This window comes from Escherichia sp. 10290 (genome assembly GCF_030295155.1).
Lineage (GTDB): Bacteria > Pseudomonadota > Gammaproteobacteria > Enterobacterales > Enterobacteriaceae > Escherichia > Escherichia coli_F.
Genome location: NZ_AP025741.1, coordinates 4670648 through 4682535, shown reverse-complemented (window position 1 = coordinate 4682535; position 11888 = coordinate 4670648). Strand labels below are relative to the sequence as shown.

General features: G+C 51.1%; 13 protein-coding genes. All 13 read left to right on the top strand.

Annotated features, from left to right (window positions below; all coding sequences use genetic code 11):
* Window positions 1-38: 38 nt before the first annotated feature.
* The 13 genes from mioC (at window position 39) to QUE74_RS23410 (ending at window position 11836) form a co-directional block, all read left to right on the top strand.
* Window positions 39-482, top strand: coding sequence for an FMN-binding protein MioC (mioC, locus tag QUE74_RS23470; protein ID WP_000763742.1), 444 nt, complete (start codon window positions 39-41; stop codon window positions 480-482).
* Window positions 483-860: 378 nt separating this feature from the next.
* Entirely contained in the window at window positions 861-2750 is a 1890-nt protein-coding gene (mnmG, locus tag QUE74_RS23465) for a tRNA uridine-5-carboxymethylaminomethyl(34) synthesis enzyme MnmG (protein ID WP_000499783.1), read from the top strand.
* Window positions 2751-2813: 63 nt separating this feature from the next.
* Window positions 2814-3437, top strand: coding sequence for a 16S rRNA (guanine(527)-N(7))-methyltransferase RsmG (rsmG, locus tag QUE74_RS23460; protein WP_000932851.1), 624 nt, complete (start codon window positions 2814-2816; stop codon window positions 3435-3437).
* A gap of 616 nt (window positions 3438-4053) precedes the next feature.
* Window positions 4054-4434, top strand: coding sequence for a F0F1 ATP synthase subunit I (gene atpI / locus QUE74_RS23455; RefSeq protein ID WP_000116699.1), 381 nt, complete (start codon window positions 4054-4056; stop codon window positions 4432-4434).
* Window positions 4435-4442: 8 nt separating this feature from the next.
* Entirely contained in the window at window positions 4443-5258 is an 816-nt protein-coding gene (atpB, locus tag QUE74_RS23450) for a F0F1 ATP synthase subunit A (protein WP_000135618.1), read from the top strand.
* A gap of 46 nt (window positions 5259-5304) precedes the next feature.
* The gene (atpE, locus tag QUE74_RS23445; RefSeq protein ID WP_000429386.1) at window positions 5305-5544 is read left to right on the top strand and encodes a F0F1 ATP synthase subunit C; all 240 of its coding nucleotides are present in this window, start codon (window positions 5305-5307) and stop codon (window positions 5542-5544) included.
* A 61-nt stretch (window positions 5545-5605) separates the two neighbouring features.
* Complete coding sequence (gene atpF / locus QUE74_RS23440) at window positions 5606-6076, top strand: F0F1 ATP synthase subunit B (protein ID WP_001052219.1); 471 nt, start codon at window positions 5606-5608, stop codon at window positions 6074-6076.
* A 14-nt stretch (window positions 6077-6090) separates the two neighbouring features.
* A complete protein-coding gene (atpH, locus tag QUE74_RS23435) occupies window positions 6091-6624 on the top strand; it encodes a F0F1 ATP synthase subunit delta (protein WP_001288587.1) in 534 nt (177 codons plus the stop codon).
* A 12-nt stretch (window positions 6625-6636) separates the two neighbouring features.
* Window positions 6637-8178, top strand: coding sequence for a F0F1 ATP synthase subunit alpha (gene atpA, locus QUE74_RS23430; RefSeq protein WP_001176745.1), 1542 nt, complete (start codon window positions 6637-6639; stop codon window positions 8176-8178).
* 50 nt (window positions 8179-8228) lie between these two features.
* Window positions 8229-9092: a F0F1 ATP synthase subunit gamma gene (atpG, locus tag QUE74_RS23425; RefSeq protein ID WP_000896498.1), complete on the top strand. Its 864-nt coding sequence runs from the start codon at window positions 8229-8231 to the stop codon at window positions 9090-9092.
* A gap of 26 nt (window positions 9093-9118) precedes the next feature.
* A complete protein-coding gene (atpD, locus tag QUE74_RS23420) occupies window positions 9119-10501 on the top strand; it encodes a F0F1 ATP synthase subunit beta (protein ID WP_000190506.1) in 1383 nt (460 codons plus the stop codon).
* 20 nt (window positions 10502-10521) lie between these two features.
* Complete coding sequence (locus tag QUE74_RS23415) at window positions 10522-10941, top strand: F0F1 ATP synthase subunit epsilon (RefSeq protein ID WP_001251965.1); 420 nt, start codon at window positions 10522-10524, stop codon at window positions 10939-10941.
* 196 nt (window positions 10942-11137) lie between these two features.
* Window positions 11138-11836: a Bax inhibitor-1/YccA family protein gene (locus QUE74_RS23410; protein ID WP_000008757.1), complete on the top strand. Its 699-nt coding sequence runs from the start codon at window positions 11138-11140 to the stop codon at window positions 11834-11836.
* The last annotated feature ends 52 nt before the right edge of the window (window positions 11837-11888 follow it).

Below are 11888 nucleotides of genomic sequence, written 5' to 3'. Positions count from 1 at the left end.
AGCGTACAATACGCCACTCTTAATAAAGGTGGCGGTTTATGGCAGATATCACTCTTATCAGCGGCAGCACCCTCGGCGGTGCCGAATATGTAGCAGAACACTTGGCTGAAAAGCTGGAAGAGGCGGGTTTTACCACCGAAACGCTGCACGGTCCGCTGTTGGAAGATTTATCTGCCTCGGGGATCTGGCTGGTTATCAGCTCAACCCACGGTGCCGGAGATATTCCGGACAACCTTTCTCCTTTCTATGAAGCATTGCAGGAACAGAAGCCCGATCTTTCTGCGGTCCGCTTTGGCGCTATCGGTATTGGCAGTCGTGAATATGACACCTTTTGTGGGGCTATCGATAAACTCGAGGCAGAACTCAAAAATTCCGGTGCAAAACAGACAGGCGAAACACTGAAGATCAACATCCTTGATCACGACATTCCGGAAGATCCGGCAGAAGAATGGCTGGGATCGTGGATTAATTTACTCAAATAAGTATACAGATCGTGCGATCTGTTGTGGATAACTCTGTCAGGAAGCTTGGATCAACCGGTAGTTATCCAAAGAACAACGGTTGTTCAGTTTTTGAGTTGTGTATAACCCCTCATTCTGATCCCAGCTTATACGGTCCAGGATCACCGATCATTCACAGTTAATGATCCTTTCCAGGTTGTTGATCTTAAACGCCGGATCTTTGTTATCCACAGGGAAGTGCGATCCTAATAAGAGATCACAATAGAACAAATCTCTAAATAAATAGATCTTCTTTTTAATACCCAGGATCCCAGGTCTTTCTCAAGCCGACAAAGTTGAGTAGAATCCACGGCCCGGGCTTCAATCCATTTTCATACCGCGTTATGCGAGGCAATCACCATGTTTTATCCGGATCCTTTTGACGTCATCATCATTGGCGGGGGTCATGCAGGCACCGAGGCCGCGATGGCCGCGGCGCGTATGGGTCAACAGACTCTGCTTTTGACACACAATATCGACACTCTGGGGCAGATGAGCTGCAACCCGGCGATCGGCGGTATTGGGAAGGGACATCTGGTAAAAGAAGTGGATGCACTCGGCGGCCTGATGGCTAAAGCGATCGATCAGGCGGGTATCCAGTTTAGGATACTAAACGCAAGCAAGGGACCGGCAGTTCGCGCTACCCGAGCTCAGGCGGATCGTGTGCTCTACCGTCAGGCGGTACGTACGGCGCTGGAGAACCAACCGAACCTGATGATCTTCCAGCAGGCGGTTGAAGATCTTATTGTCGAAAACGATCGCGTGGTCGGTGCTGTTACCCAAATGGGACTGAAGTTCCGTGCCAAAGCCGTCGTGCTCACCGTTGGGACGTTCCTCGACGGTAAAATTCATATCGGTCTGGATAACTACAGCGGTGGCCGTGCTGGTGATCCGCCGTCCATTCCGCTTTCTCGCCGTTTGCGTGAACTGCCGCTGCGCGTTGGTCGTCTGAAAACCGGGACACCGCCGCGTATTGATGCTCGAACCATCGACTTTAGCGTGCTGGCGCAACAGCATGGCGATAACCCAATGCCGGTATTCTCGTTTATGGGCAATGCGTCCCAGCATCCACAGCAGGTGCCGTGTTATATCACCCATACCAACGAGAAAACCCATGACGTGATCCGCAGTAACCTCGATCGTAGCCCAATGTACGCAGGGGTGATCGAAGGTGTCGGCCCACGCTACTGCCCGTCGATCGAAGACAAAGTCATGCGCTTCGCCGACAGAAATCAGCATCAGATCTTCCTTGAACCGGAAGGGCTGACCTCTAACGAAATTTATCCGAACGGTATCTCCACCAGCCTGCCGTTCGATGTGCAGATGCAAATCGTCCGCTCCATGCAGGGGATGGAAAACGCGAAGATCGTGCGTCCGGGTTATGCCATTGAGTATGACTTCTTCGATCCACGCGACCTGAAACCGACGCTGGAGAGCAAGTTTATCCAGGGGCTGTTCTTTGCTGGTCAGATTAACGGCACTACCGGTTACGAAGAAGCCGCTGCGCAAGGTTTGCTGGCCGGTCTTAACGCTGCCCGTCTGTCTGCTGACAAAGAAGGTTGGGCTCCGGCGCGTTCTCAGGCGTATCTCGGCGTACTGGTTGATGACCTGTGCACTTTAGGAACCAAAGAACCGTATCGTATGTTTACCTCGCGTGCAGAATATCGCCTGATGCTGCGCGAAGATAATGCAGATCTGCGTTTGACTGAAATCGGTCGTGAACTGGGCCTGGTGGATGACGAACGTTGGGCGCGCTTTAACGAGAAGCTTGAGAACATCGAGCGTGAGCGTCAGCGTCTGAAATCGACATGGGTAACCCCGTCGGCGGAAGCTGCAGCCGAAGTGAATGCTCACCTGACTGCGCCGCTTTCCCGTGAAGCCAGTGGTGAAGATCTGCTGCGTCGTCCGGAAATGACTTATGAAAAATTAACCATGCTGGCGCCTTTTGCCCCTGCGTTGACAGACGAACAGGCGGCGGAACAGGTTGAGATTCAGGTTAAATACGAAGGTTATATTGCGCGCCAACAAGATGAGATCGAAAAGCAGCAGCGTAACGAGAATACCTTGCTGCCAGCGACGCTGGATTACCGCCAGGTATCCGGTCTTTCTAACGAAGTGATCGCCAAACTTAACGATCACAAACCGGCTTCTATCGGTCAGGCTTCGCGTATTTCTGGCGTCACGCCTGCTGCCATCTCCATTCTACTGGTGTGGCTAAAAAAACAGGGTATGCTGCGTCGTAGCGCATAACGCATTAAAAATGCCTGGTAAGCACCCGCTTACCGGGCTACGCATCAAGAACAGGTAATCACCGTGCTCAACAAACTCTCCTCTCTGCTGAAAGACGCAGGAATTTCGCTTACCGATCACCAGAAAAACCAGCTAATTGCCTACGTGAATATGCTGCATAAATGGAATAAAGCGTACAACCTGACTTCGGTCCGCGATCCTAATGAGATGCTGGTACGCCATATTCTCGATAGCATTGTGGTGGCACCGTATCTGCAAGGTGATCGGTTTATCGATGTCGGCACCGGACCAGGACTGCCTGGCATTCCACTCTCTATCGTGCGTCCTGAAGCCCATTTCACGTTGTTGGATAGCCTTGGTAAACGCGTGCGTTTCCTTCGTCAGGTGCAACATGAGCTTAAACTGGAGAATATTGAGCCAGTACAGAGCAGGGTAGAAGAGTTTCCTTCTGAGCCGCCATTTGATGGCGTAATTAGCCGCGCCTTTGCCTCTTTGAACGATATGGTGAGCTGGTGCCACCATCTTCCTGGTGAGCAAGGTCGTTTCTACGCGCTGAAAGGCCAAATACCGGAAGATGAAATCGCTTTGTTGCCCGAAGAATATCAGGTCGAATCAGTGGTTAAACTTCACGTTCCGGCCCTGGATGGCGAACGTCATCTGGTGGTGATTAAAGCAAATAAAATTTAATTTTTATCAAAAAAAACATAAAAAAATGACCGGTTAGACTGTTAACAACAACCAGGTTTTCTACTGATATAACTGGTTACATTTAACGCCACGTTCACTCTTTTGCATCAACGAGCTAACGTGGCTTTTTTGGGTAAGCAGAAAATAAGTCAGCAGTGAAAATATCAGGCTGCTAAAAATCGGCGCTAAGAACCATAATCATCTGTTAAAACATTATTAAAAATGTCAATGGGTGGTTTTTGTTGTGTAAATGTCACTTATTAAAAGAGTGTCTGTTTTTGGACTTAAATATCATAAACTTGCAATGGCATCATTTGCCAAGTAAATAAATATGCTGTGCGCGAACATGCTCAATATGTGATCTGAAGCACGCTTTATCGCCAGTGTTTACGCGTTATTTACAGTTTTTCATGATCGAACAGCGTTAGCAGAAAAGTCGCAATTGTATGCACTGGAAAAATATTTAAACATTTATTCACCTTTTGGCTACTTATTGTTTGAAATCACGGGGGCGCACCGTATAATTTGACCGCTTTTTGATGCTTGACTCTAAGCCTTAAAGAAAGTTTTATACGACACGCGGCATACCTCGAAGGGAGCAGGAGTGAAAAACGTGATGTCTGTGTCGCTCGTGAGTCGAAACGTTGCTCGGAAGCTTCTGCTCGTTCAGTTACTGGTGGTGATAGCAAGTGGATTGCTGTTCAGCCTCAAAGACCCCTTCTGGGGCGTCTCTGCATTAAGTGGAGGCCTGGCAGTCTTTCTGCCTAACGTTTTGTTTATGATATTTGCCTGGCGTCACCAGGCACATACACCAGCGAAAGGCCGGGTGGCCTGGACATTCGCATTTGGCGAAGCTTTCAAAGTTCTGGCGATGTTGGTGTTACTGGTGGTGGCGTTGGCGGTTTTAAAGGCGGTATTCTTGCCGCTGATCGTTACGTGGGTTTTGGTGCTGGTGGTTCAGATACTGGCACCGGCTGTAATTAACAACAAAGGGTAAAAGGCATCATGGCTTCAGAAAATATGACGCCGCAGGATTACATAGGACACCACCTGAATAACCTTCAGCTGGACCTGCGTACATTCTCGCTGGTGGATCCGCATAACCCCCCAGCCACCTTCTGGACAATCAATATTGACTCCATGTTCTTCTCGGTGGTGCTGGGTCTGTTGTTCCTGGTTTTATTCCGTAGTGTAGCCAAAAAGGCGACCAGCGGCGTGCCAGGTAAGTTTCAGACCGCGATTGAGCTGGTGATCGGCTTTGTTAATGGTAGCGTGAAAGACATGTACCATGGCAAAAGCAAGCTGATTGCTCCGCTGGCCCTGACGATTTTCGTCTGGGTATTCCTGATGAACTTGATGGACTTACTGCCTATCGATCTGCTGCCGTACATCGCTGAACATGTACTGGGTCTGCCGGCACTGCGTGTGGTTCCGTCTGCGGACGTGAACGTAACGCTGTCTATGGCACTGGGCGTATTTATCCTGATTCTGTTCTACAGCATCAAAATGAAAGGCATCGGCGGCTTCACGAAAGAGTTGACGCTGCAGCCGTTCAATCACTGGGCGTTCATTCCTGTCAACTTAATCCTTGAAGGGGTAAGCCTGCTGTCCAAACCAGTTTCACTCGGTTTGCGACTGTTCGGTAACATGTATGCCGGTGAGCTGATTTTCATTCTGATTGCTGGTCTGTTGCCGTGGTGGTCACAGTGGATCCTGAATGTGCCGTGGGCCATTTTCCACATCCTGATCATTACGCTGCAAGCCTTCATCTTCATGGTTCTGACGATCGTCTATCTGTCGATGGCGTCTGAAGAACATTAATTTACCAACACTACTACGTTTTAACTGAAACAAACTGGAGACTGTCATGGAAAACCTGAATATGGATCTGCTGTACATGGCTGCCGCTGTGATGATGGGTCTGGCGGCAATCGGTGCTGCGATCGGTATCGGCATCCTCGGGGGTAAATTCCTGGAAGGCGCAGCGCGTCAACCTGATCTGATTCCTCTGCTGCGTACTCAGTTCTTTATCGTTATGGGTCTGGTGGATGCTATCCCGATGATCGCTGTAGGTCTGGGTCTGTACGTGATGTTCGCTGTCGCGTAGTAAGCGTTGCTTTTATTTAAAGAGCAATATCAGAACGTTAACTAAATAGAGGCATTGTGCTGTGAATCTTAACGCAACAATCCTCGGCCAGGCCATCGCGTTTGTCCTGTTCGTTCTGTTCTGCATGAAGTACGTATGGCCGCCATTAATGGCAGCCATCGAAAAACGTCAAAAAGAAATTGCTGACGGCCTTGCTTCCGCAGAACGAGCACATAAGGACCTTGACCTTGCAAAGGCCAGCGCGACCGACCAGCTGAAAAAAGCGAAAGCGGAAGCCCAGGTAATCATCGAGCAGGCGAACAAACGCCGCTCGCAGATTCTGGACGAAGCTAAAGCTGAAGCAGAGCAGGAACGTACTAAAATCGTGGCCCAGGCGCAGGCGGAAATTGAAGCCGAGCGTAAACGTGCCCGTGAAGAGCTGCGTAAGCAAGTTGCTATCCTGGCTGTTGCTGGCGCCGAGAAGATCATCGAACGTTCCGTGGATGAAGCTGCTAACAGCGACATCGTGGATAAACTTGTCGCTGAACTGTAAGGAGGGAGGGGCTGATGTCTGAATTTATTACGGTAGCTCGCCCCTACGCCAAAGCAGCTTTTGACTTTGCCGTCGAACACCAAAGTGTAGAACGCTGGCAGGACATGCTGGCGTTTGCCGCCGAGGTAACCAAAAACGAACAAATGGCAGAGCTTCTCTCTGGCGCGCTTGCGCCAGAAACGCTCGCCGAGTCGTTTATCGCAGTTTGTGGTGAGCAACTGGACGAAAACGGTCAGAACCTGATTCGGGTTATGGCTGAAAATGGTCGTCTTAATGCGCTCCCGGATGTTCTGGAGCAGTTTATTCACCTGCGTGCTGTGAGTGAGGCTACCGCTGAGGTAGACGTCATTTCCGCTGCCGCGTTGAGTGAACAACAGCTCGCGAAAATTTCTGCTGCGATGGAAAAACGTCTGTCACGCAAAGTTAAGCTGAATTGCAAAATCGATAAGTCTGTAATGGCAGGCGTTATCATCCGAGCGGGTGATATGGTCATTGATGGCAGCGTACGCGGTCGTCTTGAGCGCCTTGCAGACGTCTTGCAGTCTTAAGGGGACTGGAGCATGCAACTGAATTCCACCGAAATCAGCGAACTGATCAAGCAGCGCATTGCTCAGTTCAATGTTGTGAGTGAAGCTCACAACGAAGGTACTATTGTTTCTGTAAGTGACGGTGTTATCCGCATCCACGGCCTGGCCGATTGTATGCAGGGTGAAATGATCTCCCTGCCGGGTAACCGTTACGCTATCGCACTGAACCTCGAGCGTGACTCTGTAGGTGCGGTTGTTATGGGTCCGTACGCTGACCTTGCCGAAGGCATGAAAGTTAAGTGTACTGGCCGTATCCTGGAAGTTCCGGTTGGCCGTGGCCTGCTGGGCCGTGTGGTTAACACTCTGGGTGCACCAATCGACGGTAAAGGTCCGCTGGATCACGACGGCTTCTCTGCTGTAGAAGCTATCGCCCCGGGCGTTATCGAACGTCAGTCCGTAGATCAGCCGGTACAGACCGGTTATAAAGCCGTTGACTCCATGATCCCAATCGGTCGTGGTCAGCGTGAATTGATCATCGGTGACCGTCAGACCGGTAAAACCGCACTGGCAATCGATGCCATCATTAACCAGCGCGATTCCGGTATCAAATGTATCTATGTCGCTATCGGCCAGAAAGCGTCCACTATTTCTAACGTGGTACGTAAACTGGAAGAGCACGGCGCACTGGCTAACACCATCGTTGTGGTAGCAACCGCGTCTGAATCCGCTGCACTGCAATACCTGGCGCCGTATGCCGGTTGCGCAATGGGTGAATACTTCCGTGACCGCGGTGAAGATGCGCTGATCATTTACGATGACCTGTCTAAACAGGCTGTTGCTTACCGTCAGATCTCCCTGCTGCTCCGTCGTCCGCCAGGACGTGAAGCATTCCCGGGCGACGTATTCTACCTCCACTCTCGTCTGCTGGAGCGTGCTGCGCGTGTTAACGCCGAATACGTTGAAGCCTTCACCAAAGGTGAAGTGAAAGGGAAAACCGGTTCTCTGACCGCGCTGCCGATTATCGAAACTCAGGCGGGTGACGTTTCTGCGTTCGTTCCGACTAACGTAATCTCCATTACCGATGGTCAGATCTTCCTGGAAACCAACCTGTTCAACGCCGGTATTCGTCCTGCGGTTAACCCGGGTATTTCCGTATCCCGTGTTGGTGGTGCAGCACAGACCAAGATCATGAAAAAACTGTCCGGTGGTATCCGTACCGCTCTGGCACAGTATCGTGAACTGGCAGCGTTCTCTCAGTTTGCATCCGACCTTGACGATGCAACACGTAAGCAGCTTGACCACGGTCAGAAAGTGACCGAACTGCTGAAACAGAAACAGTATGCGCCGATGTCCGTAGCGCAACAGTCTCTGGTTCTGTTCGCAGCAGAACGTGGTTACCTGGCGGATGTTGAACTGTCGAAAATCGGCAGCTTCGAAGCCGCTCTGCTGGCTTACGTCGACCGTGATCACGCTCCGTTGATGCAAGAGATCAACCAGACCGGTGGCTACAACGACGAAATCGAAGGCAAGCTGAAAGGCATCCTCGATTCCTTCAAAGCAACCCAATCCTGGTAACGTCTGGCGGCTTGCCTTAGGGCAGGCCGCAAGGCATTGAGGAGAAGCTCATGGCCGGCGCAAAAGAGATACGTAGTAAGATCGCAAGCGTCCAGAACACGCAAAAGATCACTAAAGCGATGGAGATGGTCGCCGCTTCCAAAATGCGTAAATCGCAGGATCGCATGGCGGCCAGCCGTCCTTATGCAGAAACCATGCGCAAAGTGATTGGTCACCTTGCACACGGTAATCTGGAATATAAGCACCCATACCTGGAAGACCGCGACGTTAAACGCGTGGGCTACCTGGTGGTGTCGACCGACCGTGGTTTGTGCGGTGGTTTGAACATTAACCTGTTCAAAAAACTGCTGGCGGAAATGAAGACCTGGACCGACAAAGGCGTTCAATGCGACCTCGCAATGATCGGCTCAAAAGGCGTGTCGTTCTTCAACTCCGTGGGCGGCAATGTTGTTGCCCAGGTCACCGGCATGGGGGATAACCCTTCCCTGTCCGAACTGATCGGTCCGGTAAAAGTGATGTTGCAGGCCTACGACGAAGGCCGTCTGGACAAGCTTTACATTGTCAGCAACAAATTTATTAACACCATGTCTCAGGTTCCGACCATCAGCCAGCTGCTGCCGTTACCGGCATCAGATGATGATGATCTGAAACATAAATCCTGGGATTACCTGTACGAACCCGATCCGAAGGCGTTGCTGGATACCCTGCTGCGTCGTTATGTCGAATCTCAGGTTTATCAGGGCGTGGTTGAAAACCTGGCCAGCGAGCAGGCCGCCCGTATGGTGGCGATGAAAGCCGCGACCGACAATGGCGGCAGCCTGATTAAAGAGCTGCAGTTGGTATACAACAAAGCTCGTCAGGCCAGCATTACTCAGGAACTCACCGAGATCGTCTCGGGGGCCGCCGCGGTTTAAACAGGTTATTTCGTAGAGGATTTAAGATGGCTACTGGAAAGATTGTCCAGGTAATCGGCGCCGTAGTTGACGTCGAATTCCCTCAGGATGCCGTACCGCGCGTGTACGATGCTCTTGAGGTGCAAAATGGTAATGAGCGTCTGGTGCTGGAAGTTCAGCAGCAGCTCGGGGGCGGTATCGTGCGTACCATCGCAATGGGTTCCTCCGACGGTCTGCGTCGCGGTCTGGATGTAAAAGACCTCGAACACCCGATCGAAGTCCCGGTCGGTAAAGCGACTCTGGGCCGTATCATGAACGTACTGGGTGAACCGGTCGACATGAAAGGCGAGATCGGTGAAGAAGAGCGTTGGGCGATTCACCGCGCAGCACCTTCCTACGAAGAGCTGTCAAACTCTCAGGAACTGCTGGAAACCGGTATCAAAGTTATCGACCTGATGTGTCCGTTCGCTAAGGGCGGTAAAGTCGGTCTGTTCGGTGGTGCGGGTGTAGGTAAAACTGTAAACATGATGGAGCTGATCCGTAACATCGCGATCGAGCACTCCGGTTACTCTGTGTTTGCGGGCGTAGGTGAACGTACTCGTGAGGGTAACGACTTCTACCACGAAATGACCGACTCCAACGTTATCGACAAAGTATCCCTGGTATATGGCCAGATGAACGAGCCGCCGGGAAACCGTCTGCGCGTTGCACTGACCGGCCTGACCATGGCTGAGAAATTCCGTGACGAAGGTCGTGACGTTCTGCTGTTCGTTGACAACATCTATCGTTACACCCTGGCCGGTACGGAAGTATCCGCACTGCTGGGCCGTATGCCTTCAGCGGTAGGTTATCAGCCGACCCTGGCGGAAGAGATGGGCGTTCTTCAGGAACGTATCACCTCCACCAAAACTGGTTCTATCACCTCCGTACAGGCGGTATACGTACCTGCGGATGACTTGACTGACCCGTCTCCGGCAACCACCTTTGCGCACCTTGACGCAACCGTGGTACTGAGCCGTCAGATCGCGTCTCTGGGTATCTACCCGGCCGTTGACCCGCTGGACTCTACCAGCCGTCAGCTGGACCCGCTGGTGGTTGGTCAGGAACACTACGACACCGCGCGTGGCGTTCAGTCCATCCTGCAACGTTATCAGGAACTGAAAGACATCATCGCCATCCTGGGTATGGATGAACTGTCTGAAGAAGACAAACTGGTGGTAGCGCGTGCTCGTAAGATCCAGCGCTTCCTGTCCCAGCCGTTCTTCGTGGCAGAAGTATTCACCGGTTCTCCGGGTAAATACGTCTCCCTGAAAGACACCATCCGTGGCTTTAAAGGCATCATGGAAGGCGAATACGATCACCTGCCGGAGCAGGCGTTCTACATGGTCGGTTCCATCGAAGAAGCAGTGGAAAAAGCCAAAAAACTTTAACGCCTTAATCGGAGGGTGATATGGCAATGACTTACCACCTGGACGTCGTCAGCGCAGAGCAACAAATGTTCTCTGGTCTGGTCGAGAAAATCCAGGTAACGGGTAGCGAAGGTGAACTGGGCATTTACCCGGGCCACGCACCGCTGCTCACCGCCATTAAGCCTGGTATGATTCGCATCGTGAAACAGCACGGTCACGAAGAGTTTATCTATCTGTCTGGCGGCATTCTTGAAGTGCAGCCTGGCAACGTGACCGTTCTGGCCGACACCGCAATTCGCGGCCAGGATCTCGACGAAGCGCGAGCCATGGAAGCGAAACGTAAGGCTGAAGAGCACATTAGCAGCTCTCACGGCGACGTAGATTACGCTCAGGCGTCTGCGGAACTGGCCAAAGCGATCGCGCAGTTGCGCGTTATCGAGTTGACCAAAAAAGCGATGTAACACCGGCTTGAAAAGCTCAAAAGCCAGTCTGGAAACAGACTGGCTTTTTTATATGTATTTTGCTGATTGATACAAAAATTATATTATTCATCAAAAAGTTAGCGTCTTGTTAAGTCGTTAATTGTCACCTTTTCTCCATAGTGATATCGTCCCTGTTGTTATTATTATTTCTATAATTATATGAGGGATCATATCTATGTCTTTTAAAACGTCTTTTGAAGGTGTCCAACCGGTTGTGATGACCGATCGCGCCACCTTTATCCGCCGTGCTTATATGCATCTGGCTGGGGCAGTTGTCGGGTTCATCATTCTCAGCGCGCTGTTTATCTTTAGTGGGCTTGGCAAAATGATGCTTAGGGTGCTGATGAACAGTGGTCAGTTTGGTTGGCTGGTGGTGCTGGGTGCTTTTATTCTGGTCAGCATGCTGGCGACTCGTCTGGCAGATAATGTGGAGTCTAATCAGACCCAACTGATTGGACTGGGGATATACGTACTGGCAGAAGCGTTAATTTTTGCACCTTTACTGACACTGGCAGCGTATATTAATCCAGCAATTATTGGCGCGGCGGGCATCACCACAGCACTGCTTGTGGGGGGTCTGACATTCACTGCCTTCACGACCAAAAAAGATTTCTCTTTCATGCGTTCGTTTTTAACCATGGCGGGCTTTATCGCTTTCGGTGCCATTATCGCGAGCATTTTTATGGGATTCTCACTGGGCGTCTGGTTCTCGGCGGCAATGGTGCTGTTGTGTGCTGGCTTCGTGCTGTACGACACGTCTAATATTATTCATCATTATCCTACCGATCGTCCGGCAGGCGCGGCGCTACATCTCTTCGCCTCTATCGCTACCATGTTCTGGTATGTTCTGCGCATTTTCATGTCCCGCGATTAACCCTGCTTGTATAAACCAGCGAAATTATTCGCTGGTTTTCCCGTTTATTTAT